At 69.4% G+C, this 23,044-nt stretch carries 18 protein-coding genes; 4 read left to right on the top strand and 14 right to left on the bottom strand.

All coding sequences use genetic code 11. The annotated features are described in order from the left end of the window. Positions 1 to 120: 120 nt before the first annotated feature. The 9 genes from AB0I42_RS26485 to AB0I42_RS26445 form a co-directional block, all read right to left on the bottom strand. Positions 121 to 1,398: a tyrosine-type recombinase/integrase gene (locus AB0I42_RS26485; protein ID WP_357541164.1), complete on the bottom strand. Its 1,278-nt coding sequence runs from the start codon at positions 1,396 to 1,398 to the stop codon at positions 121 to 123. After that, on the bottom strand, positions 1,395 to 1,934 hold the full coding sequence (locus tag AB0I42_RS26480; RefSeq protein ID WP_357541162.1) for a hypothetical protein: 540 nt from the start codon (positions 1,932 to 1,934) through the stop codon (positions 1,395 to 1,397). Before AB0I42_RS26480 ends, AB0I42_RS26485 begins: the two co-directional genes overlap by 4 nt. Positions 1,935 to 2,004: 70 nt before the next feature. Next, positions 2,005 to 2,610 carry a hypothetical protein gene (locus AB0I42_RS26475; protein WP_357541160.1) on the bottom strand — a complete coding sequence of 202 codons (606 nt, stop codon included), beginning with the start codon at positions 2,608 to 2,610 and terminating at the stop codon, positions 2,005 to 2,007. A gap of 11 nt (positions 2,611 to 2,621) precedes the next feature. Then, positions 2,622 to 2,933, bottom strand: a complete 312-nt coding sequence (locus AB0I42_RS26470) for a hypothetical protein (protein WP_357541158.1) — start codon at positions 2,931 to 2,933, stop codon at positions 2,622 to 2,624. A gap of 156 nt (positions 2,934 to 3,089) precedes the next feature. Next, the gene (locus AB0I42_RS26465) at positions 3,090 to 3,686 is read right to left on the bottom strand and encodes a hypothetical protein (protein ID WP_357541156.1); all 597 of its coding nucleotides are present in this window, start codon (positions 3,684 to 3,686) and stop codon (positions 3,090 to 3,092) included. 2 nt (positions 3,687 to 3,688) lie between these two features. Beyond that, entirely contained in the window at positions 3,689 to 4,081 is a 393-nt protein-coding gene (locus AB0I42_RS26460) for a hypothetical protein (RefSeq protein ID WP_357541154.1), read from the bottom strand. A gap of 85 nt (positions 4,082 to 4,166) precedes the next feature. Next, on the bottom strand, positions 4,167 to 4,520 hold the full coding sequence (locus tag AB0I42_RS26455; RefSeq protein ID WP_357541152.1) for a hypothetical protein: 354 nt from the start codon (positions 4,518 to 4,520) through the stop codon (positions 4,167 to 4,169). 16 nt (positions 4,521 to 4,536) lie between these two features. Continuing rightward, positions 4,537 to 5,349 carry a hypothetical protein gene (locus tag AB0I42_RS26450; RefSeq protein ID WP_357541150.1) on the bottom strand — a complete coding sequence of 271 codons (813 nt, stop codon included), beginning with the start codon at positions 5,347 to 5,349 and terminating at the stop codon, positions 4,537 to 4,539. A gap of 65 nt (positions 5,350 to 5,414) precedes the next feature. Continuing rightward, positions 5,415 to 6,350 carry a hypothetical protein gene (locus tag AB0I42_RS26445; protein ID WP_357541148.1) on the bottom strand — a complete coding sequence of 312 codons (936 nt, stop codon included), beginning with the start codon at positions 6,348 to 6,350 and terminating at the stop codon, positions 5,415 to 5,417. 112 nt (positions 6,351 to 6,462) lie between these two features. Between AB0I42_RS26445 and AB0I42_RS26440 the strand changes: the two genes are divergently transcribed. Both AB0I42_RS26440 and AB0I42_RS26435 read left to right on the top strand, forming a co-directional pair. Then, positions 6,463 to 7,509: a hypothetical protein gene (locus AB0I42_RS26440; protein ID WP_357541146.1), complete on the top strand. Its 1,047-nt coding sequence runs from the start codon at positions 6,463 to 6,465 to the stop codon at positions 7,507 to 7,509. A gap of 44 nt (positions 7,510 to 7,553) precedes the next feature. Beyond that, entirely contained in the window at positions 7,554 to 7,766 is a 213-nt protein-coding gene (locus tag AB0I42_RS26435) for a hypothetical protein (RefSeq protein ID WP_357541145.1), read from the top strand. A 79-nt stretch (positions 7,767 to 7,845) separates the two neighbouring features. Here the strand turns inward: AB0I42_RS26435 and AB0I42_RS26430 are convergent, their stop codons facing one another. The 3 genes from AB0I42_RS26430 to AB0I42_RS26420 form a co-directional block, all read right to left on the bottom strand. Next, positions 7,846 to 11,430 carry a hypothetical protein gene (locus AB0I42_RS26430; RefSeq protein ID WP_357541143.1) on the bottom strand — a complete coding sequence of 1,195 codons (3,585 nt, stop codon included), beginning with the start codon at positions 11,428 to 11,430 and terminating at the stop codon, positions 7,846 to 7,848. A 1,156-nt stretch (positions 11,431 to 12,586) separates the two neighbouring features. Then, positions 12,587 to 16,168, bottom strand: a complete 3,582-nt coding sequence (locus AB0I42_RS26425; protein ID WP_357541141.1) for an NB-ARC domain-containing protein — start codon at positions 16,166 to 16,168, stop codon at positions 12,587 to 12,589. A 242-nt stretch (positions 16,169 to 16,410) separates the two neighbouring features. After that, positions 16,411 to 17,880: a hypothetical protein gene (locus tag AB0I42_RS26420; RefSeq protein ID WP_357541139.1), complete on the bottom strand. Its 1,470-nt coding sequence runs from the start codon at positions 17,878 to 17,880 to the stop codon at positions 16,411 to 16,413. Between the two features lie 23 nt (positions 17,881 to 17,903). Between AB0I42_RS26420 and AB0I42_RS26415 the strand changes: the two genes are divergently transcribed. Further along, positions 17,904 to 18,227, top strand: a complete 324-nt coding sequence (locus tag AB0I42_RS26415) for a hypothetical protein (protein ID WP_357541137.1) — start codon at positions 17,904 to 17,906, stop codon at positions 18,225 to 18,227. Between the two features lie 496 nt (positions 18,228 to 18,723). Continuing rightward, a complete protein-coding gene (locus AB0I42_RS26410) occupies positions 18,724 to 18,975 on the top strand; it encodes a hypothetical protein (protein WP_357541135.1) in 252 nt (83 codons plus the stop codon). A gap of 545 nt (positions 18,976 to 19,520) precedes the next feature. On the opposite strand, the gene AB0I42_RS26405 is transcribed toward AB0I42_RS26410, so the two are convergent. After that, positions 19,521 to 21,440 carry a hypothetical protein gene (locus AB0I42_RS26405; protein ID WP_357541133.1) on the bottom strand — a complete coding sequence of 640 codons (1,920 nt, stop codon included), beginning with the start codon at positions 21,438 to 21,440 and terminating at the stop codon, positions 19,521 to 19,523. A 1,251-nt stretch (positions 21,441 to 22,691) separates the two neighbouring features. Continuing rightward, positions 22,692 to 22,988, bottom strand: a complete 297-nt coding sequence (locus AB0I42_RS26400; protein ID WP_357541131.1) for a phosphatase PAP2 family protein — start codon at positions 22,986 to 22,988, stop codon at positions 22,692 to 22,694. Between the last annotated feature and the right edge of the window lie 56 nt (positions 22,989 to 23,044).

The raw sequence follows: 23,044 nt of genomic DNA, 5'->3' as shown, positions 1-23,044 counted from the left end.
TGCAGCCGAAACGAGGAGCGCTCGACGGTGAACATGTGGTCGTCGACGCTGCGGATCCGGGCACCAGCATGCTCGCGCAGCAGCCGCAGGTCCCGGACCTGGCCCTGCTCCTCAGACATCTCATTCATGACCGTCACGGTACGACGCAGGAGACGGTCCGGTCCGGCGTTGGCCGCCTGCTTCGTCCGCCGGGGTTGGCCCCGATCGCTGGGATGCCCGGAGGGCGGCGAGCACGTAGGCGGGTTCGCCGCCCTGCGGTCGGATCCGGTGTTGCCCCGGCCGCTGGGATGCCCGGAGGGCGGCGAGCACGTAGGCGGGATCGCGGTCAAGGCTGTGCCGGTCGCGGTCGTAGCGGCGGGTGGTGCGCGGGTCGGCGTGGTGCATAGCGTCTTGCACGTCTTCCAGCGGCACCCCGACTGCACGGGAATCGGTGGCGAAGGCGTGGCGCAGAGAGTGGGCAGACAGCCGGGCGGCCGAGGGGATGCCGGCCGCGTTGGCAAGTCGGCGGATCAGGGTGAAGACGTTGGCCTCGGCGAGTCGGCCCTCGCCGCTCATGCCGGTGGTGGCAAAGATCGGCCCGGTGAGTTTGCCGGGGTCGATGCCGGTTGCCGCGGCGCGGGCGGAGAGGTAGTCGCGGAGCGCGTCGAGGGTGTGCCTGGGCAGAGCACGTTCCTGCACGTCGCCGCCCTTGACCACGATTCGTAGCGTGCGGTGCGCCGCGTTGTGGCTCAGGTCGCTGATGTTGCGGGCGAGCGCCTCGTTGATACGGATTCCGAGGTCGGCGAGCATCCGCAGCAGTGCCCTGTCACGCAGTGCCGCCAGGTGCCGGGTCCGGTAGTACGGGGTGGGCTGGGTCGTGGCGGCTTCGGCGCGGGCGGCGACCTCGGCATCGGCCTGGGCGAGAAGTAGGTCCACCTCGTCCAGGGTCAGCCCGGCGGTCGGAGACTTGCGGGGGGCCTTGGGCCGTTTCGTGCCGGCGACGGGGTTGCGGACCACGGCGCCGTCGGTGTTGACGACGAGGTAGGTGTACCAGCTGGACACAGCGGCCAGGGCACGCGCGACCGTGGCGGGCTTGGCAGGGCGTCCGGCGTAGCCGAGCTCCCGCCACACCCGGTACTGGCCCACATCGGTAGGCCGGGCGGTGAGCGGATCCAGTCGTTCCTGCTGACACCAGCGGAGGTAGGTGGAGAGGTCGCGGCCGTACCCGACAGCCGTGTGCACGGACCCCCGTCGCGCCTCGAGCGCCCATGCGGCGGTGAGTCGTCGGATGCCGTAGCGGTCCCCGTCGTCGGGTGGCAGGCCAGGCAGACTCGCCACCCAGGCGGCGATCTCCCCGGCGTCGGCGCCGAGGCCGTCACCGGGCCCCGAGCCGTGGTCAGTGGGCAGGACCTCGGTCACTGCCCACCGCCGGGTATGACCCGCAGTTGCGGGGCGGGCACGGGCAGCCTGAGGCCCTCCAGAGCGGCACGATCGAGGTGCATCTGCCGCTGGGCGGCGCCGTCGCGGCAGGACTGCGGCATGTCCCGACAGGCGAGGAACTGCTCGCCGGTGGTCGGGGTGGTAAAGATTCGCAGGACGACGTCGCGCAGCTGCTGCCAGGACTGGCCGGTGTAGTCGTGTCCGCACAGGACGCAGACCGGCGCGGTGAGCTCGTGCTCGGCCCGCAACGCGGCGATCGCCCGGGCGTCGTCGGCGCGGGCAGTCGTCGTGTGCCCGCAGGAGCAGGCCGCGCGTACCCGCCGACCCGCCCCGAGCAGACCGGCGACCAGGTGCACCAGGGACGGGTCTGCCGGCCCGTGCCGGCCGCCGGGCTCGGAATCGCCGCGACTCATCGCACCGTCCAGCCCGGCGGCGTCGCCGGCACGCAGGCTCACCGGGTAGGTCGATAGATCGGGCACCGGCCCGGGATCGGTCGTGCCCTCGTTGTCGGTCATCGTGCGGTTCCTCCACGTGGAATGATCAAGCGAGGTCGGGGCCGATACCAGTGGTCCCGACCCCACGAGGTCAGGTGGCGGGCTTGTCGATCGAGGCGATGACGACGTCGCCGAGGGCGGCGCCGAGACGGTCCAGGTGGTGCGCGACCCGCAACAACTGCCCCGCCGTGTACGGGCGCGGGCTGGCGCCGTCGGCCACGGTGAGCGTGCGCTCGGGGTCCCCGGCGACCGCCACGGTCACCGGCGGGGCGTACTCCTCGCCGTCGTGGGCCGGGGTCAGCTCGACCGTGGCGGAGAACGCGGTCGCCGCGTTGAACGGCACGTCCAGCGCATCGACGTCCGCACGTTCGACGTGCGCGGCAGCGTCGGGGAGGCTCATGCGGGAACCAGCGATCCGCAGGGCGGTGTCGGCGATGTCCGAGGCGTTGAAGGCCACCTCCACCCAGCGCGAGGTGTGCACGCTCGTCTCCGGCTCGACGTGGTCGTCCAGACCACCGGCAGCAGCGTTGATCATCTTGGCGGCCTGCCACAGCGCCAGTACCTCGGGTGTCGGGTCCTTGCGCAGCATCTCGTCGCGCACCGCGTCGTGCAGCTGGTCGGCCAGCGTGCGGACCCGTGCCGCGACGTCGGCGGGCAAGCCCGGTGGCTCGGTGCGCAGGTCGGATGTCGTGCTCACGTGCTCCCCTTTCATCGGGCGGTGCGGAACGGGCCGGGGTGCAGCACCTCGACGGCGCGGTACGTGCTGCCACGGTTGGTGACGGCGGAGAGCACCGCGGCCGTGCGCGGGGTGGGGGTGGCGGCCTTGGCGACGTCGGCGGCCGCCTCCAGGGCGTTCGCCGCGTTGCGCAGCTGGCAGGCCTTGTCCGCCAGGTAGTCCCAGTCGCCGTCTTCGAGGGCCTGGGCGCAGCGGGAGACGAAGTCCATCGTCTCGACGTACGCCTGGGCGAGTTTGCCTTCGGTCGGGGTGAGGTCGGGAGCCTCGATGTTCAGGTCGGTCATCGGTTCGGGTTCTTTCTGGTCGGGATTCGGGTGCGGATCCATGTGCGGAGCCGGGCACCGACCGTGTCGGCCGGTTGGGTAAAAGTGTGCTGGTCGGCTTGGGCCGCGCCGACCGCGAGGGCGACCGGTATGCCGGCGCACACGCGCTGGGCCCGGTCAGCGCCGGCCACCGCCGGCTCCTCCCGGAACGGTGAGGCCGAGTGCGTTGGCCAGGAGCGGCCACAGTCGGTCGTTGCGGCCCCAGGCTGGGTCGACGATGGTGACGTACCAGCTGTCGCGCAGGGCGTCCAGGGCGGCGGTCGTCAGGGTGACGGTGTACCAGATGTCCTCGGGGGCGGGTACGCCGCCGATCCAGGTGCAGGCGGTACCGCTGTCGAGCGTGACCGGCACACGGATGCCGCTGTCGCCCTGTTCGTGCAGCAGCACCAGGTCGGTGCCGGCGACGACGCCGGCGAGCCGATCACAGGTGGCATCGTCGCAGTAGCCGCCGACCGCGGCCCGCTGCCGGTCGCCGTCGCCCAGGTCCTCGCCGGGCTGGGAGAAGTCGGTGACGTAGCCGGCCCGGTTCGCGGCGGCCAGCACCGGGATCAGTAGTGCGGTCTCCGGGTCGGGCGGCCCGCCGTGCAGCGGCGTCTCCGCGTACTCGCCGGTGAGCCAGCGGGCGGTGAGCTCCCCCAGGTCGGCCAGCCCTGTGGCGGTCGCCCAGCCGGGGCTGAGCCCTGGCAGCGGACCGCCCGTCGGAGGCGGGGCCATCGTCACCCCTGCTGCGCGGCCGGGACGGCGCGGGCGAGGACCGCCCGGGCGAGCTGGCACCGCGAGTCGCTGGTGAAGTAGGTGTCGGGCATCGCGAGTTCGGCGATGTCGAGCAGGCCCTGGGCCAGGGTGCGGACCTCGTCGATGGTGACGACATCCGCGTCCGGGCCGTGGTCGGTGGGCTGCTGGGCCGGGGCGGGTGCGGCGTCGCCGCGGATCTGCCGGGCGATGCGCGCGGCGGTCGTGGCGAGCATCTCCAGGCTCCGGGCCGCGAGGTCGACGTCGCCGTCGGCGACGTGCTCGTCGAGCTCGGTCAGTCGGGCGTCCAGCGTGCGGCGCAGACTCAGGTTCAGCGGCAGGGGCGTCGGGGCGTCGGCGCTGTTCGGGTTGGTCATCGTGCTTGCCTCTCCTGGTTGTGGTCGGGAGTGTCGTTTGCGGCGCTCGGGCGCCCGGCTCGTGGGTCCCGGTTGGTGGTTGGCGTCAGGTCGCGGAATCCGGCTGGTCGTCAAGCGGTTCCAGCAGGCTCCACACCTCCGAGTCGCGCCCGGCGTCGAGTAGGTGGGCCGCCTCGGCGAGCCGGCTGCGTGGCAGCGTGCCGCGCTGCTGGAAGATGAAGCCGCCGTGGTCCCACCAGCCGAAGGGGTAAGGGATCATCGACGAGCCGTGCAGGTCGACGTGGTCGAGCCGCGCGTCGATGTCGTGGTCTCCCTCGATCGCCACGGCGTCGGCAGCGATCTCGACGCGGTCGCCGACCGCGACCGGCCGCTCGGAGCTCGTGCACCAGATGACGTACTCGTCGGCGTCGGCCGCCGGCCGGATGATGACGTACCCCACGGTGTCCCTCCTTCGCTCAGCGCGGGGCCGGCTCGGGCAGCCCGGCCCGACGCGCGGCCGCGGTGATGGCGGCTTCGGTGCGGGCCCACTCGGCGCGCAGGTCGGGCAGCACCGCGAGTAGCGCCACCGCTGCCGGCTCGGTCAGCTCGGGGTCGGCGAGGGCAGCGGCCACGGCGGCGTGCAACGGCATGGGCTCGCCGCGATCGCGCCACGCCACCGCGTGGTCGGCCCCGGTGGTGATGGCGTATCGGGCGGACAGCAGCACCAACGGCGCCACCGTCGCCCCGTCGGTGATGGCCTGCTCGACGAGCCAGCCGACGCCCCGGGTGCGGACCAGGTCGACTGCAGTTTCCGTCGCGTCCAGCGGCATCGGCCTGCCGTCGCCGGGCGTCCACCGTTGCGGCCGCGCCGCCGCCCACTCGGCCCGGGCCGTCTGGGCCTTCGCCGTGGCCGCGGCGATGAGCAGCTCGGCCATGGTGTCCTGCAGGGCGTCAGCACCCCGGTCGGGGTGGTCGAGATCGCGGGCCTCCCACTCGACGATCTCCTGCGGGTAGCGCCCGCCGTCGTAGCGGTCCAGCTTTCCCGCGGTCTTCATCCGGATCGCCGTGACCGCGATCGCCTTGCTCGAATACCGCCGGTAGAAGCGCAGGTCGGCCCCGGCCAGATCCGCGGCGTCGGCCAGCGTGCGGACGGCCGGTTCGCTGGGACCGTTTACCCAGTCGAGCCGCCACTTCGGGCCGGTGTCGTAGTCGGCGTCGACCTGGCCACCGAACTGCTGCTCCAGCGCGCGGGCGAACTGGCGTACCTTCCGGGCGCGGTCACCTGACACCGTCGTGCCTCCTCTTGGGTCGATCGGACAAGGTGGGTGGTCGAGTGTGGGTATGCAGCGGGGCGTCAGGCCAGCCGGTCACGGACGGCCCGCAGCCGGCGGCCGGCGTTGTGTTGCCAGAACCAGTTGGCGGCCTCCCGGGGGCTGCTGCCCATGCCGCCGAGGCAGAGCCGCTCCTGCAGGATGCCGACGGCCGCGACTGCCATCTCGACGTCCTGGGTCAGTTGGCGCGGGGTGATGGTCCAGCCGGTGCCGAGGCGGCTGGCCAGGATGCTGGTCATGTCGCCGTGCGCGAAACCGGAGTACAGCGAGTAGACGACGTCGTGGACGGCCCGGACCTCGCCGGCCAGCAGCGCCGTCACCTTCTCGGTCTTGGTCGGCAGGGCCTCACCGCCGACGGTGCGCGGCTTCTTGGTATAGCCCAGGCCCAGGTCGTCGATGCGGGTCAGCAGCGCGTCGCGGTCGGCCCGCGCGGTGGCCACCTCCTGCGCGGTGAGGGCTTTGGCGGCGAGGGCCTTGGTGGCGTTCTTGACGGCGGTGTTGTGTTCGTCCCACAGCACCAGGTAGGTGCGGGCGACGCGCTGGCGGACGGTGAGCTGCGGGTCGGTCAGCCAGAAGGCGTTGGCGGCGCTCTCCAGGACGGAGCGGCACAGCGCCGCCGCCCCGTACTTGGGCACGTACGGCGGGAACGGCGGCTCCAGGAGTTTGCGGATGGCGGTCAGGAAGTCCTCTACCGCGACCAGGCTGAGCTGGGCCATCTCGAAGACCATCGTCGGCTCCTGCGGCCCCCAGGGTGCCCCGTGCACGTCGACCTCGGTGTTGGCCAGCTCAGCGGCGAACACCGAGCCGGGCCGCGGCTGCCAGAAGGCCGGGTCGAGGCGGCGCAGCGTGGCCCGACCGGTGAGGTCGAGCACGTCGCGCAGCTGGGCCAGGAGCCAGTCCGCCCCGGGATCGGTCATGGCGGCGAGCGGGATGGGCGGGAGGGGCGGCGGCACGGTCACCGCCATAGGATAACAGTAATTATCCTATGGCGCTCATCGTCCAGAGTTTCGACTTTTCAAAACGCCAAAACCAATCAGAGTTTTGATGAAACGATGCCTTATAGTCCTTCGCATGGCAGAGCAGCCCGTCGAACAGGCCGGACCGCCGGCAGCAGACAACAGGAACCCGGGCGGCACCCGGCAGTGCGGATACAGCAAGTGCCGCCGGCCGCTCGTCTACATCGGGCACGGCCGCCCGCCGGAGTACTGCAACGACCGGCGCTGGCCCGAGGGCAAGACCTGCAAGCAGATGGCGGCGGCCGAGCGCGACGGCGTGCGCGCGGCCGGAATGGACGCCCCACTGGCTGAGTACGCGGCCACCGCGGACCTGGTGATCGCGGCGACACGCCCGCTGGCCGACCAACTGAGCGAACTGTTCCGGACCCTCGACGCCGTCCGCGAGGGCGCGCTGGCCCGCATCAGCGATGCCGAACGGAGGATGGCCGACGCGATCGCCGAGGCCGAGGCCGCCAACCACCGCGCGGCCATCTCCGGCCGCGCTCAGATGATCGCCGATGAGCACGTCGCCGAGGCCCGGGCTGCGGTCAAGGCCGCCGAGCGGGAAGCAGCCCGGGTGCGCACCGACGCCGACGCCCGGGTCCGCGACGCCGTTGACCGGCTCGCCGTCATCGAACGCGAGCACGGCGCCGCCATCGCCCGCGCCGAGAATGCCCACGCCGAACGCGAGGCCGCGGTACACCGACTCAACGACGCCGAAGCCCGCAGGGCCTCCATCGACGTTCACCTCGCCGAAGCCAGGCACGAACTCGCCGAACTTCGCCAGCACCTCGACCGGGCGCGCGCCGAACTTCAGGCCGCCCACACGGAACGCCAGCACCTGACGGCCACCGCTGCGGCGGCCAACGACCGCGCCGACCGGGCAGACGCCACCGTCGCCACCCTGATCGCTCAGCTCACCGACGCACGCGAACGGGCCAAGCAGCTCGCCGACGAGCGAACGAGAGCCGTTGAGGCCGCAGAAACCGACCGCGAAGCGCTCAGCCGCCTCGAGCGCGAACTCGCCAAGGCGTACGCCGCCACCGCCGCCGCCCAGGCCCGTGCCGACACTGCGGACACCCGCTACGACCAGTTGCTCGCCACGCTCGGCGAAGACCGATGAACCCCGCCAACGCCAACCGTCCAACGACTCCGGAGCACACCACCATGACCACACCGGACCGGCCCGTCTCCAACCGCCCGCAGTGGGTAGCGATCATGCTCCTTGCCGCTCTCTTCATTGCCCTCATGGCTGGACTCGGCGCCGTGGTGCTGGGCGCCGCCCCGATCGAGGTTGCCGGCGCCAGCGGGACCAGCTTCGCCATCGCGCTGCCCCTCATGCTGGGCATCGCGAAGTACATCACCGGCGACCGCGAGTAGCGGGGCACTTGGACGGCATAGGGGCATGGGGTACGAGGAACCTGTGTTGGGGGTTCGCGCTTGGATGGTCGACCCACCCCTATGGAGCAGCACTCTCCAATGCTGGCATCCACACCAGTGTCGTTTGGTCGGCGCTGCCGGTGATGATGTGGTGGCGTCCGTCTGGTCGGGGCAGCACCGCCACCCCGGTCACCCCGCTGAGGTGGCCGGTGAGTTCGGCGAGTTGGGTGCCGGCGTCTGGGTCCCAGATCCGTGCCGTTCCGTCATTGCTGCCGGTGATGATGTGGTGGCGCCTGTCTGGTCGGGGCAGTACCGCCACCGCGGTCACTGGGTCGGTGTGGCCGGCGAGTTCGGCGCGTTGGGTGCCGGTGTCCGGGTCCCACACCCGTACCGTCCCGTCATTGCTGCCTGTAACGATGTGGTGGCGCCTGTCTGGTCGGGGCAGCACCGCCACCGCGGTCACGCGGGCGGTGTGGCCGGCGAGTTCGCTGAGTTGGGTGTCAGCGTCTGGGTCCCAGATTCGCACGGTCCCGTCGGCGCTGCCGGTGATGATGTGGTGGTGACGGTCCGGGCGAGGCAGCACCGCCACCCCGGTCACCCCGCTGAGGTGACCAGTGAGTTCGGCGCGTTGGGTGCCGGTGTCCGGGTCCCACACCCGTACCGTCCCGTCAATGCTGCCTGTAACGATGTGGTGGCGCCTGTCTGGTCGGGGCAGTACCGCCACCGCGGTCACGAGGCCGGTGTGGCCGGCGAGTTCGGCGCGTTGGGTGCCGGTGTCCGGGTCCCACACCCGTACCGTCCCGTCATTGCTGCCTGTAACGATGTGGTGGCGCCTGTCTGGTCGGGGCAGTACCGCCACCGCGGTCACGAGGCCGGTGTGGCCGGCGAGCTTGGCGAGTTGGAGGCCGGTGTCCGGGTCCCACACCCGTACCGTCCCGTCCCAGCCGCCGGTGATGATGTGGTGGCGCCCGTCGGGGCGAGGCAGCACCGCCACCGCTGACACGGGGTCGGTGTGGCCGGCGAGTTCGCTGAGTTGGGTGTCAGCGTCTGGGTCCCAGATTCGCACGGTCTCGTCGGCGCTGCCGGTGATGATGTGGTGGTGACGGTCCGGGCGGGGCAGCACCGCCACCCCGGTCACCCCGCTGAGGTGACCAGTGAGTTCGGCGCGTTGGGTGCCGGTGTCCGGGTCCCACACCCGTACCGTCCCGTCATTGCTGCCTGTAACGATGTGGTGGCGCCTGTCTGGTCGGGGCAGTACCGCCACCGCGGTCACGAGGCCGGTGTGGCCGGCGAGCTTGGCGAGTTGGAGGCCGGTGTCCGGGTCCCAGATCCGTACCGTCCCGTCCGAGCCGCCGGTGATGATGTAGTGGCGCCCGTCGGGTCGGGGCAGCACCGCCACCGCGTTTACGCGGTTGGCATGGCCGGTGAGTTCGGCGAGTTGGGTGCCGGTGTTTGGGTCCCACACCCGTACCGTTCCGTCCCAGCCGCCGGTGATGATGTGGTGGCGCCCGTCGGGTCGGGGCAGCACCGCCACCGCGTTTACGTGGCCGGCGAGTTCGGCGCGTTGGAGGCCGGTGTCCGGGTCCCACACCCGTACCGTCCCGTCATTGCTGCCTGTAACGATGTGGTGGCGCCTGTCTGGTCGGGGCAGTACCGCCACCGCGGTCACGAGGCCGGTGTGGCCGGCGAGTTCGGCGCGTTGGAGGCCGGTGTATGGATCCCACACCCGCACGGTCTTGTCCCAGTGGTCGGTGATGATGTGGTGGCGCCCGTCGGGTCGGGGCAGCACCGCCACCGCGTTTACGTGGCCGGCGAGTTCGGCGAGTTGGATGCCGGTGTCTGGGTCCCAGATCTGCACGGTCAGGTCGTCGCGGCTGCCGGTGATGATGTAGTGGTGTCCGACGGGTCGGGGCAGCACCGCCAACGCGGTCACGGGTGTGTGGCCGATGAGCGTGCGGTGGGTGTTGCCGTTCCAGATGGCGGTGTGGACATGCCAGGGCCAGTCGGGGTAGGCGGTGATGAGCGTGTTGGCGAGGTCGTTGGTTCGTGTTTTGCGGGCCCAGATGTGTAGCCACCAGGCGCGTTCGGTGTTGGTCCAGATGTTCCAGTCAGTGGTCGCCGCGCCCTCCAGGGTGGCGGCGGCCCTGCGGGCGCCGGGGGCGGTGAGGATGTGGCGGTACCGCAGGACTTGCCAGGGTAGGCAGGTCATCAGGAAGCCGGGATCGATCATGAGCGGGTCGAGGACGCCGCCAGCGGCGGCGTGGGCGGGCAACTGCAGGCGGGTGTAGTCGTCGATGCTGGTCCAGTCCCCGCCTCCGCTGGCAGGTGGGGTAAGCCAGGCGGTGATCTGCTGGTGGGCGGTGGTCCATGCCGTACGCAGCCGGTGGGCGAGGCCAGCCCCGCCGATCGGCTCCCCACCGTCGTCGGTGCTCGGCGGGGTGGTGAACAGGTCTCGAAGGCTCTGGTGTCGGACCTGGTAGTGGCGGATCCGGCCCGGCCCCGTGGGGGTGGCGTCGAGGAAGGCACGGGCAGGGCCGTCGAGCCAGTCCGCGATCCGGTCGACGCTGGTTGGCCTGTCGAGGATGGTAGCTAGGTCAGCGCTGGTCGCTGGCCGACCGAGCGCGGCGAGGATGGCGAGTGTGGGTAGGTGGAGGGACTCCCAGTCTGGGTGTGTCGCCCACCGCTGCTGGATCTGGAGTTCGTAGTAGCCGCGCAACCGGTCGGGCAGGCAGGCGACGTCGTCCGGTGCCCGCAGTCCGGCGCGGATCTCGTCGAGGACGTACCGCAGGTAGATCCAGACCCCACGGCAGCGGTCCATCAACGTCGCGGTGAACGCCCCGGCGGGAACATGGTGGTCGGCGAGCGCCCGGGTCAGTGCGGCGTCCGGGTGCGGGCCGGTGATGGCGGCGCGCAGGTATGCGGCCATGTCGGCCAGGTTGTCGCTGCCTTCGACGTCGATCTGTGACCAGCCGACCCGCAGCCGATCCTGCAGGGCGGCCAGTGGAAGGCCGTATTGGCTGGTCGCCACGACGTAGACCCCCGCCGGCAGGTCGTCCGGGGTGGGCAGGCCGAGCGGGATTCCGGTGCCCATGTCGGGTGGGTCTGGTTCGGCTTCGTCGAGGCCGTCGACGACCAGCACCAGCGGCAGGCGCGGGCCGTTCGGGTTCTGTGCGTCACGGGCGGCCGCAGCGGCTCGGATGACCTTGGCCAGCCACTCCGGCCGCTCCGCGGCGGCCGGGAACACGTCGCCGGGCGTGAACCGGTCCGCCAGCCCCCAGCCGCCGATCAGTTGCGCCGCCAGGCTCCTGCGCGCCTCGACCGGATTTCGTGCTCCGCCCCCGAGCCTGGTGAAGTGGTGCACGCACGGCCTGGTCCACACCAGATGCGCCGCCAGGGCACTCTTGCCAACCCCCGCCTCACCACGCACGACGACGTACCCGCGATCTTGGACGGCGATCCGCTCATCGATACGGGCGATCAGATCCGCCCGGCCCTGGAAGCGGGCCAGGTCGAGCTGCTCGGCCAACGGCGCCGGGTCGAAGACCGCGTCATGAACCCGGTCGAACCGGCCCGCGACCACCTGCACGTACGTCGGCCCGGTGTTCACCGTGCCGCTGATGTCCCCGCCGGTGGTCACCGCGCCGGGCCCTACCCATCGGGGCATCGGCTACGGACCCGCCGGGCCGGCGCCACCCCGGTTGCCGGTGGTGTCGATGTCCGCCGTGTGCGTGATGTCCCGCCCCGCCACCACCGCACCCGGACCAGCCCAGGACCCCCGCCCAGGCGGCACGGCAGTCCCGGCCGCCGCCGAACCGTCGGTGGTGACCGTGCCGCCGATGCTTCCGCCGGCGACAACCGCACCACGATCGACCCGCTGCGGCACACCACCCGATTCGGCGGACCGCCCGGCGATCCATCCCGCCAGCACCGCACCCGCCACCGTGAGCACCGCGGCAGTGACCCACCACGGCCAACCGGCATCGAACTGGTTGATCACCGCACTGTTCCCGGCCGCCAACACCACCCCGACACCGGCACCCCACGCAATCCCACGACTGGACAACCCCACCCCCAAGATCACAAACCGTGCCGACAGGAATGCCGAGAGTCAAAGCCTAGACCGCGCCGGCAACCTCAATCCACACACGACACCACCTGCGCCGGGCGATCTGCGCCAAGGAGCGGCACCGCGACGACCTGACCGGGCAGCACACCGCAGGGCCGCTACCAGGCGACCTGACCGACTGGACGAAGACGACGGCGGTCTGACCCCGGGCTGGAGTGGCCGCGGCGACGGCCTGGTCCTCGTCGACGACCAGGCCGTCGCGCTGACAGACGCGCTGCGCTGCTGACAGATCGCACCCGGCCGGGCCGCCGTCGTCCGCCCGTTAGTCGAACTGGTGGGTGGCTTCTCCCCGCGTGGTCGTCTCGAAGATCGGCCTGATGAACTCGCCGTCTTCTCCACACGGCCACCTCCAGTGCCGCCAGCCGTCGATCTCGACGATCGCCGGTTCGCTCGCGAGGTCTTCGACTGAACGGGTGTGGCCGTGCGGGCGACATGTGACCAAGTCGGCGGGAGAAAGCCGGATGACCTTGCCGTACCTGTGAGACTCCATGGCCGGGGACCGTACCGGAATTGGCGTTTCCTGCTTCTATCCCAGTTTGGCCTGGCCTGTTGGGTTGCCGATTGCTGTGGACCCGATCGGCAACCCGTGGCAGCGTGTTAGCGCAGTACAGGGCCACTGTCCAGCTGTCTCACATCAGCGTGACAGGGAGGGCTACTCGTCCGACACCTCAATGCCGAGACGAACAATCCGGCGTTAGCAGCGTTCCACGTCCAGCACAAGCACGTTTGGAAACCAGCCGGCGACTGCGATCCTGGCGCCACCCAACGATTCGATTTTGGTGATTTGGCCGTCCAGCGTCAGCGATGACGTCCACGTCAGTGAGCTGGGGGTAGCGCTCCATGTCGAAACTACACCGCCTCGGTCCCCCACTACGAGTGTCTCGATTGCCGAGCACCAAAGGAGCGCCTCTACATCCCTCTGCTGTGTTGGGTCTGTACGGGCGGAGCGTTCGCCTGTGACCATGTCGTACAGAGTGATTCCGGTGTGGTCACCGACAGCAACAAGCCCGAGCGTCTCAATGAGAGTCGCCGACACAACCACTTCCTCGTGCCTAATTACCAGGCCACGTGTAAGATCCTGCTTGTCACATACAAGAACTGCCTTTCGCTGGAGCACGAGAATTGCATCCGGAGAATAGCGAGTCGAGTCCAGCAGACCCAGGAACGGCGTCACCCGGAGTTGCGAATAGACCACACCGTCGCGAATGGCGACGACGTGCGCTTCCCGGGCATCGCCGGTATCAACAACGGCAATGTCACCGCACCCGACAAGCAGTCCGACTCCCTTGCCGGCGCCGGGCACGCCTGCAACGTCCGCGACTGTCGCAGCCGCGTCGATGTGCACGATCTGCGCATCGTGCCGTGACTTTTCGTTCCGCCGAAGCGCGTACAACGAGCCGTCGGGCATGGGTGCAGTCACTTGATGCCAGCCGGAGAAGAGCGCTTGATGCCAGCCGGAGAAGAGCGGCTGTGCGACCCAAGTCACTGGATCGAGTTTCACTAGCGCGCCTCCTTGGCGACCGATGATCGTGCCATCATCAACGCCCGCCAACATCGCAAAACCGGCCGAGTCAGATTCGTCCATGTGCTCGCTTCGAAGCTGCGATGCGCTCCAGACCCTCACAATACCTGCCATATCCGCGGTTACGATCGTCTCTCCAGCCTCGTCGATATCTACCGACTGGGTCTCGCAGGATTGGGCACGGATCGCGAAGAGTCGATCATGTGACACCACATCCCAGCCCCGGAGAATGCCGTCAGTGCCACCAGCAACTAGCAGCCCTCCGTTAAGCGATGTCGCCAGCGCTGGACCGTCGTGCGGCGTCTCGACGAGCATGGAATCGTTGAATGCACCTATATGCAACCCGTCATCGCGCTCTAACAAGAACGGCCCTTGCCCGCCGACAGCGCGCACGTCGCCGACCGTTCCGTCGGGCCACAGCCGCATCGGGTCGCCTGCCTCGTATCGAATAAGACAAGCAGTCAAGATGTTTGATGTGACGATTGTTCGCGAAGACGTATCGATCGCGGCTGACAGACACCCGTCGCTCTGGAGTTCTGCGAGATGCCTGCCGTCGGAAAGCGCGTGCGCCGCGATCCGCCCTTCGAGCCAGAGGACAAATGCGACGCCAATCCCGGCGTCGATCAGTATGGTTTGTGGCCCGTCATACCGATCCGACTGAAGGGGAACGCTCCACACGCGACGTGCATCGCCGATCCTGACGCGTATCAGCTCGCTGGTCCCGGCAAGTAGACAGTCGGTATTCTCAGGCAGTGGGCGCGCGCAGGAGACGTCGCCGTACAGCAGCACATGCTGTGTCTCTGGTCGCTCGACCGAGAAGGCAACTGCCTGCCCGCTGAAACAGGCGACGATGACCTTGCCATCCGGGGTAATCGCCGCTGAGCTGCCGCCACGCGGGGTCGGTGACATGACGCAGGCTAGCAACGCGGTTGATCCCTCCGACTGGGGCCGGATTGCCCGCAGCCAGTGCCCACCTGTGTCCGATGGCGGCGTTCCGTCAAATGCCAATCGTTCGACGTGCTCGCGCGTAAGACGAAGATGCAGCTGGCCTCGCAACTCCATAGGGTTCTGTGTAAGCCCTGTTAGGCATCGACGCACAGCGCGGCGTACGGCGTCGATCGTTGGGGCCACGTCGGCGGCCGCGTCTAGGTCGTCAAGCAGAAGCGGTAATGAGGTCGCCGCTAGCTTCCTTTCAAGCCATGGGCCCGATTGGAGCAGCTCGATAAGTCGGTCAAAACGTCCAGCCGCTCGCAGATGATAACCGACGTCGCGCCATGCAATCGGATTCGGAAGCCGCTCGAGGTCCCATGCGCCGAGTAGCCGATCGTGCACCTGCTTGGCGTCCTGGAGCCTCCGCCGGATGGCATCGTGGACGGCGTCGTGGAGAACTACATCGCCAGATTGCAGTTCGAACCGCAACACTGAGCGATCGGCGAGCTCAAGAAGAAGGTCTTCGGTGGCATATGGGTCGCTTCCCCAAAGCTCGCTTGCGGAGGCGGCTGCGATCGGGCGGCCTACGGGGAAGATGCCTAGCTCGAAGAATCGATGCCGAAATTGTTCGTGAAGATCCTCAAGATTGATGTCAATAGCAGTTGCGAGTAGGTCGCTGCCGGCCAGTTGCTGGAGGCCGGCGGGGCCAAGGTCACGATAGCGGACCCGCAGTTGCTCGATAGCCTTCGTGAGCGGGATGCCACCGCGAATCTTTCTCGCAAGTCGGCCGCTGGCCAAACTGAGCAGCAGCGGCCAATTGCCAAGCTCTGCGGCGAAGGTAGCGATAAGGTCGCGCTGGGCGAGGTCCAGCGCCGTACCGGTCGGCGTCAGCATTGACGCCGCCTCACCAGGCGTCGCCTCGCCAACCTCAACACAAGCCGAGTCTTGCACAATTCGCGCAAAGCGGGTCGTGACAATTAAGGTCGCAGCGCATAGCGCGTCGGTCAGCTGGGTCAGCGTTTCCTCGTCCCAGACGTCGTCCAGCACCACGAGGCACCGTCTTCCGGCATTCGAGTGACGCAGCGTGTGTACCGCAGCCGAGATGTCCGACCTGTCCAGGGGGCCTCCGAGGATGGCGCGATGGATCGCGTCGAGCAACGTAACGAGCCTTGGCTGGCGTCCAACGTGGAACCAATAGATCCGGTCGAAGCGCTGCTGGACCCACTGATCACGGCACAACCCGATGGCAAGTACGGTCTTACCAAACCCGGCAGCGCCAAAGAGGGTGACACGGCGTTTGACCGGCTGGTCCAGCTCCGCGACCACCGCGCTCCTCAGCGACAGGCGATTAATGTCTGTGCCTGCCAGCTTCGGTACGCCGTCAACAAGGCCAGCGTCGAACACCTGTTGCGACGCGCGCCGTTGAACTTCGATCGCCCGTTGGTCTGGATCTCGCAGCAGCAACTGCACCGGCGGTGTCTGTGTCTGCGCGGCGATCCAAAGCCGCCGGATCTCGTCGGCCAGCGCAGCACTGTCAACGCGCCCGCTCGCATAGGCTAGCGCCAGTCCCACACTGATCGTGTCCTGCTGCCCAGCCAACCCGTTCCCGCTAATGATCTTGCTGATCAAATCCCTCCGCGGTGAACCTGGCAGCTCATCGTCGTCCACGATCCGCTTGGCGAGGTCGTCCAGCCTGGGCCTGTCGGCCTGGAGATACAGCCGGTACAACAGGTCGCGCAGGTCCCGGGCCGGGCCGGTCGGCAGATCGGCGCGTTTCACCGCGCGGGCCCGGCGCACCGGTTCTCGGGATCGGTCAGCACTCATCGCGATCCAGCATCACGCATCCCAACCACCTTGGGTACTCTGACTGGGTGCGGTCCTTTCGGCGGTGCCCGCCGCTTCTACCTAGGGATGATTCAGTGGCGGACGCGGGCGGGCGAAGCACGCAGGCTGGGGAATATGGCCGCCTGGTCCGTCGGCGGCGGATGCGGCACCCACATTAGGTGCGGCTTCGCGCCTTCCCGCACCAGGCGCCGCGCTCCTGACTTTCTCGGCCAGAGGCTCCGTCAGCTCCTCCTTCGCCGTCGACTCCCGGCCCGAGATGGCTTGGGGCTGGTGGCAGCGTCGGCTCGGGTAATCAGCTCGGCGTAGTGGGTGTGCTGGCCGTCGACGTGCGTTTTGTCGCGTACGAGTGTGCCTTCCTCTGGTCGGTAGGTGTGTGTGGGCTGGTCGCGGAACGATAGCCAGTCGAAGCCGCTGTTCACCCACGTGTTGTCGAAGATCAGGATGTTCGGCTGCGGGTCGGGTACGTGGGCCACCGTGAGTTGCGGGTGTCGGCGGGCGAGTTCGTGTAGCCGGGTGAGGGCGATGGTGTCGCTGTGCGCGAGGTCGTGGCCGAGGCCGTAGCCGATGTGGGCGGTCAGGCCTGATCGGCGCAGCATGATCTCCAGCTTGGCAAGGAAGTCGCCGGTGACCACGGCGTCGCGCACGATCGGCGCGGCCAGCAGGAACCTGGTCCGGGCGGTCTCGAGTGCGGCCGTCAGCAGTTCCCGGTGCTCGAACGGCGGCACGCAGCGGACGGTCAGCGCGTCCAGTTCGGCACGGGCGGTGACGCTTTCATGCGCCGCGGTGCCCGGCAGGGCCGTGGCGGGGGTGCCGTCGCCGGCTGGCGGCGGGGCGACGGCCCGGCGTTGTAGGTCGCAGACCACCTCGTAGGGCGTGCGCTGGTCACGCAGCGGCGCCGGTAGGTCCGGTTCACCGACGGCCGGCGCTATCTGGATCTTGGTCCGTTCGAGGCCTCCTGCCTGGTGCAGCGCGCTGTCGTGGGGCTCGCTGAGCATGTCGTCGACGATGAGGTTGAAGCGCTGGTCGTCGACGGTGTCGGAGGTGAAGACCAGCAACACGGCGGGCAGGTAGAGCCGCGGCTGGCGGGTGATCGCCTCGACGCTGAGGACTTCGATCGGCGGCTGGCCGTTGTCCTGCTGGGCTTGGTCGAGCAGCAGGTTGAGCCGTCGTGGTGTCACGTCAGCGCTGACCACGTCCGCGGTGCGGGCGGCCGGCAGGAGCAGCATGCCCTGCGCCTCGGCGTCGGCTCGGGTGACCAGGTCGCGTCGGCCGTGCGGGATCGGCTTCCACAGCAGCCGGTCGAACGCCCGCTGATGTTCGGTTCGCAGCGGCGTAACCGTGGACAGCTCCTGCACCGCGCGTCGGCCGCCGTAGGTGAGCAGAACCCTGCGGTGGCCAAGGCTGTCCGGGCGGTACTCGACGGCTTCGGCCGACAACTGGCGCGCGACCGCTTCGGAGACGATCGGCTCGTCGATGCCGAGCACGGCCGCCATGTTGGCAGTTTTGTGGATGCCGTGGTCGGCCAGCCGCAGCACGAACTCGTCCACCAGGGGAAGTCTCTTGCGTTTCTGCGCCAGCACGTCGAGGGTGAGCAGCGACACCGGCACGGCGGCTTCGCCGGCGTAGGCGAGCCGGTAGCCGGGGTGCAGGTCGCTGTAGCGGCGCGCCGCAATGACGGTGGTGTCAGCCATTGCTCGCGTCTCCGATCTTGCAGGTGGCGCCGTTGCGCCGGATGTGGGTCAGCACCTTGCTCAACGGGCCTTGCGTCGATTCGCAGAACGGGGCGTCGCCGACGATGACCAGGCCGTATCGCGAACGGGACAGGGCGACGTTGATGCGCCGGCGCTGGACTACGGTCATCCGGGTCGCTACATCCACGCGGCCGGATACGACGCTGCCAACCCCTTCCAGGCACGTCGTCGCCGAGCTGCTCGACCGGCTGAACGAGCTGACCAACCCCGACGGCATCACCCGCGACCCGTGGGGCCGGCTCGCCCGGCTCATGGCGGTGCGCATCTACGACCGACTCGGTATCTGAGCAACCCAAGGACCATCCTGAACAGCCCACCAACCAACCCGAAGGGACCGACCGTGTCTGAGCCCCGCTCCGCCGACGCGATCGTCGACGAGCTGCATCCGTACGGCGAGTGGACCGGCGACCACACCGTGGCCGCCGCCACCGAGGTCGCGGAGCTGATTCGCTACCTCAACCACGCCACCATCGACCGTCCCGACGAGGCGGTGCCGGACCCGCAAACCATGGCGGATGTCCTCGGGGCGCTGCGCATGGCGAGCACCCGCCTGCCCCAGTTGCTCGATCAGCTCGCCGGGCGAATGCGGACCCTGGCCGCTGACCCGCACCTGGCCACCAGCAGCAGCACCACCAGCACCCAGGACCTCGCCGAGCAGAGTGCGGCGGAGCTCGGCGCCGCACGGCCCCTGCTCGGCCAGCTCGCCGCCGCATTCGAGAGCGCCCGCCGCCCCTTCGACCAGTTGTACCTGGCCCGGACGGGCTGCGGACCACCGCGGCGTTCGTGCGCGACTGGAAGGCCCTGCCCACCTCTGCGGCGGCGAACCGGCTCGCCAGCGGCGACAAGCGGCTGCTGGCCCTGGCGGTCAGCCTCGCCTGTGGTGAGCCGGTCGACCTGGCCGACAACGTCACCGTGGGCGGGCACGCCTACGCCCGCCGCGTCATCGAGGCCATCGCGATCGCCACCGGCTACGCCGAGCACTACGAGATCGTGCTCACCGAGATACTCGCCGCCCGCGACGCCCTGCTCGCCTAACCCACCGGCCGGGCGGCCACCGGATCCTGCGCGTCACCATCAAGGGCGACAAGCCGCACCTGGTGGCGCTGCCGGCCCCAGTCACCCGCCGCCTGGACGCCTACCTCGCCGGCCGGCCGGACCTCGCCGGCGACCGGCTCCCGACCCGGACGCCGAGGGTGCGGCCGCGCCGGCCGCTGGTCGCCACCGCCTCCGGAGGCCGGATGGATCGGGGCGCGGTGTGGCGGCTGCTGCGTCGGCTGGCCAAGACCGCCGGGATCACCACGAGGCTCGGGGCAACTGCCGATTCAGTCATGGCGGGAGCACAGTGCCGGTCATCGGCCGTTACGGGCCCGCTGCTGCCGGCGTCGCCGCCACGCGGTGGGAGTCGCCGTGCATCCCTTGCTGTGCGGCGCCGTATGGCACCAGGGTTATCGCCGCCAGGCCGCCGACCCGCCGGCCTGGCGGCGTCTTGCCGTTGACCGCCGCCGCGAGGGCGTGACCGGCGGCTCTAGGGTGACGGTGTCGCCCGGAGTGGAGAACACCACCGGCGGAGCCGCCAACGGTTACGCCGGCGTGGCCGTTGGCGGCACGGCGAGCGCCCACTCCCGTTCGGGAGCAGGTACGTGCAGGCCGGCCCGGACCTCCGTATCGTCGGGCCGCGCTGGGAAGTGCTGTCGCACTCGCCTCGCCGCCTCGGCGTAGTCGGCCCGCCCGGGGCCGGTTCTGGATCGACGGGTGGGAAACGCACCGTAGGTGGCGCGCGGCCTCTGACGTACCGGGATCGCCCCCTGGCCGCCAGGGTGCTGGCGAGGAAGGCAGCGCCGCCCGTGCTTACCCGGGCTCGTCCGCCACTGCTGCTCGTCGATCCACCACGCGTAGAGCTCGCGGTCGATGATGTAGTTGCGGAGTCTGCGCGCACCGGTGCCGTTGACTCCCAGCTTGGCTGCCGCCTGGTCGAGACTGAGGGGGCCGGGACCGTAGGAGTTTGGCTCCGTCGCGGCCAGCAGGCCGTGCGCGCACAACGTACGGAGATGTCTGCGTATGGTCGCCCGGCTGTAGCCGGTCTCGTCGGACAGGATCGACGTGGTTACGGCCGCCGCGCCTCGTGCGGCGGCGTACGTCCGGTGGCAGGCGTGTCCGAGGCCTCCGCGCGGGGTCCAGATGTCGTGAGCCGCGGTCTTGAGTTCGGTCGTGAGCAGATCGGTCAGCTCCTGGCGAGAGCGTCCTAGGACGCCGCTAGAGGGTGGAGTGTCGCTCACGGTCTGTCGGGGGGCGGGCTTACGCCCTTGTGTCCGGGCTACTTCCACAGGCGTACTTTCTGATGCGGGCCTCGTCACCGATTCCTCAGCCATCGGGTCGCCGGCAAGGACGGGTGGTAGGAGTGTCCACGTGGCTGCCATGCGGCCCTCGGCCTCCTTGGTGCAGGTAATCCAGGCTGGCCCGTCGATCGGGTGGTCGCAGGCGAGCCTGCGGGCGGCGGCGGCCATCGTCGATTTGCCGAACCCGGTCAGGGCGGACCAGCGGCGGCAGTCGAGGCTGACCGTGGTGGAGCGGCAGGCCAGCGCGATGAGGCAGAGCGCGCGTAGGGCTTCGCGGTCTGCTGGCCCCGCTGGCGTTGCCCACCGCCATGGCTGCGCTCGTGCCGCGTCCTCGATCGCCGCGATGGCCGTCGTGGTGGGGTCGGGCACGTCGTGACGCTTTTCCCGTTGGGGGAGGGGCGTCTGTGCGGCGTACTCGACCGCTCGAGCCCACTGGCGCGCCAACAGCGCCTCTCGTTCGGCGGTGGACCGCGGCTGTCGGCCACCTGGGGCACGTTTGGACTGTAGGTGTTGCAGGCCCTGGGCGCCGGGATCGTCGGCGAGGACTCGCACGTCGGCCAGTGTCCAGCGTGCGTGGGCACACCGGAGCAGGATTGCCCACAGGGTGGCGCTGGCGTCGGCCCCGGGTGGGCCGTAGATCAGCTTGTCGCTGCCGGCCGTGAGTGCCCGGCGCTTTCCCGTCAGCCGTGGGGCATCGCCGTGTGTGGCGACCTGGTGGTGGGCAGGCGTCGTTTGGCGACCGTGGATGGCCCGGTCGCCTGACTCGCGGGCAGATGTCGGCAGTGCGTCGAAGAGCAGCTGCAGCCGTTCCGAGGGATTGCCCTCCGACAGGATGGCCGCGGCCGTCTCGACGTCGGCGGGGGCGACGAGTGTCGCCGCACCGCCGTGGCGGTGGGGAGATCCGGGCGGGCGGGCGCACCCGTGGCTGGGGTTGGTCAGTGTTCCTGTGTCCAGCGACGGCAGGAGCGTGGCCAGGGCGTACGCGAGTTTGCGCATGGCTGTGGGATCGACGCCGGCGGGGAACCGAGCCCAGACGTGGTGTCCGCCGCTGGGGCCGGAGCGGCTGACGATGTATGTGATGGAGGCGTCGTCGAGCAGTTCTCGAAGACGTTGTAGGTCCTCGGCCACGACGTCGGGCCCGGCGGTGATGTCGAGGTCGAACACGGCCCACTGGTATCGCCCCTTGGCAGCCACGTAGATGGCCCAGGGGTGTGGGGGAGGTGAGGTCGGGATGGGCTCGTCGCGGTAGGTGTGGGTTCGTTCTCGGTCGGTGCGGTAGCGGCGACGAGGTGAGAGGCGGCGGAACGTCGCGAAGAGGTGTCGATCGGTATCGCGAGACGGGGGTGTCATGAGGGAATTCCGAGATGAACTCCTTCACAACCTCTAGAGCATCCTAGGATGCAAGTGTTGGGATGCGGGTATTCGAACTGGGGGCACGGTCCGGTGCGGGTCGCTGGCCTCACACGCGAGTGCGTGGGCATGGCTGTGCAGCCCGGCACGAGAGGTGCTACCGTCATAGCAGTAGCCCTTCCAGGCATGGCGGGGCTCGTCCTCAGACTCGTTCGGTTAGCGGCCACTGCGAGTCGAGGTGGAGCGGTTTGGATATTCACTTGGGCGGTGCCCCGGCGGTGAGAGGCCGGGGCCGCTCGCTTTTCTAGGTCAGTCGCTCACCTTCTTCAGAAGAGCAGTCCTTCGTGTACGTACGTGTTCTGCCGACGTACACGGCTTGTGGCGCCGGAAGCTGGCCGGACTGGGCGACGAGGTGCACACGTGCCGGCTGGTGGCGCTTCTGACACAGCTTTCGTTGGCGACCAGCTTTCCGCCTGCAGGCGACGGATTTCGCCTCTGAGTACCTCCGATACCGACGTCTGCAGAACCTGGCCGGCCTTCACCAGGCGAACGGCAGCGCCAGGAGGAAAGGTGACCGTCCGTCGGACAGGCGTGCCGGCGTCTTGAGTGAATGCCTCGACGGCAAGCCGCACGCGCTCCTCGGGCTCCATTCCGCAAGCCCATCGGGGCAGGCCGGTGGAGTCGACCGGCATCGCTTCAACGATCGCAATCAGCACCTTGGGCACCCGCCGGCGCGGAGCCTTGGCCAGTTGTCTCAGCCAGTCCTCTTGTCCGGACAGGATGGTCAGGGTGGTCCGGTATGGCTCGCCGCTCGCTAAGTCGTACGAGGCTGCGTTCCCATAGCCGACGACCCCGGGACGGGGGCCACTACGGTGGGAACGGGGCATGGTCGGATCATGCCACAGCTCATCGCATCGTATTGCCCCTCCTGTGTCTGACGGCGTGTCAACGGACCAACGACCTTGTGCAGGCCTGCGGCCAGGCATCCCTGCCTGTTCGACCAGCTCTCACGTGTGCCTAGACGACGGCCGCTTCCAACACGAACAGTAAGCGGGAGGCCAGCGCTCACAGGAGAGCGGGGAGGAGGGCGCCTGTCGCCGCCGCACCGATCGCAGCCCCCGCGAACACTTGGGCGATGGTGTGGTCCCGCAGCCGCACTCGCGACCATCCGACGAGCGCGGCCAGTGGCCAGGCAACCGCGAAGTAGGGGCTGACAAGCACCGTGAGGGCGATTGCGGTGCCGGCCGCCACCAGTGCATGGATGGAGATCTTCCACTTCGCCAGCAAGGTGATCGGGGCTGCTACCGCCAGTGCGGCGGCCATGCAGGCGATGAGCACCAGCAGTTGACGGGGCGCGCCCACGAGATAGAGGCATACGGTGCCGGCTGCTGTTGAGAACAGACAGACCAGTAGCGGCA

It is taken from the genome of Polymorphospora sp. NPDC050346, from assembly GCF_040655695.1.
Lineage (GTDB): Bacteria > Actinomycetota > Actinomycetes > Mycobacteriales > Micromonosporaceae > Polymorphospora > Polymorphospora lycopeni.
The sequence above is the reverse complement of the archived record's forward strand: the minus strand, read 5'-3'. Positions and strand labels throughout refer to the sequence as shown.

Bases quoted from the DNA above. Each gene is read 5' to 3' on its own strand.
- AB0I42_RS26480 (WP_357541162.1), bottom strand. From the start codon at position 1,934: ATGACCGACAACGAGGGCACGACCGATCCCGGGCCGGTGCCCGATCTA.
- AB0I42_RS26470 (WP_357541158.1), bottom strand. From the start codon at position 2,933: ATGACCGACCTGAACATCGAGGCTCCCGACCTCACCCCGACCGAAGGC.
- AB0I42_RS26465 (WP_357541156.1), bottom strand. From the start codon at position 3,686: ATGGCCCCGCCTCCGACGGGCGGTCCGCTGCCAGGGCTCAGCCCCGGC.
- AB0I42_RS26460 (WP_357541154.1), bottom strand. From the start codon at position 4,081: ATGACCAACCCGAACAGCGCCGACGCCCCGACGCCCCTGCCGCTGAAC.
- AB0I42_RS26440 (WP_357541146.1), top strand. From the start codon at position 6,463: ATGGCAGAGCAGCCCGTCGAACAGGCCGGACCGCCGGCAGCAGACAAC.
- AB0I42_RS26435 (WP_357541145.1), top strand. From the start codon at position 7,554: ATGACCACACCGGACCGGCCCGTCTCCAACCGCCCGCAGTGGGTAGCG.
- AB0I42_RS26430 (WP_357541143.1), bottom strand. From the start codon at position 11,430: ATGCCCCGATGGGTAGGGCCCGGCGCGGTGACCACCGGCGGGGACATC.
- AB0I42_RS26425 (WP_357541141.1), bottom strand. From the start codon at position 16,168: ATGAGTGCTGACCGATCCCGAGAACCGGTGCGCCGGGCCCGCGCGGTG.
- AB0I42_RS26420 (WP_357541139.1), bottom strand. From the start codon at position 17,880: ATGGCTGACACCACCGTCATTGCGGCGCGCCGCTACAGCGACCTGCAC.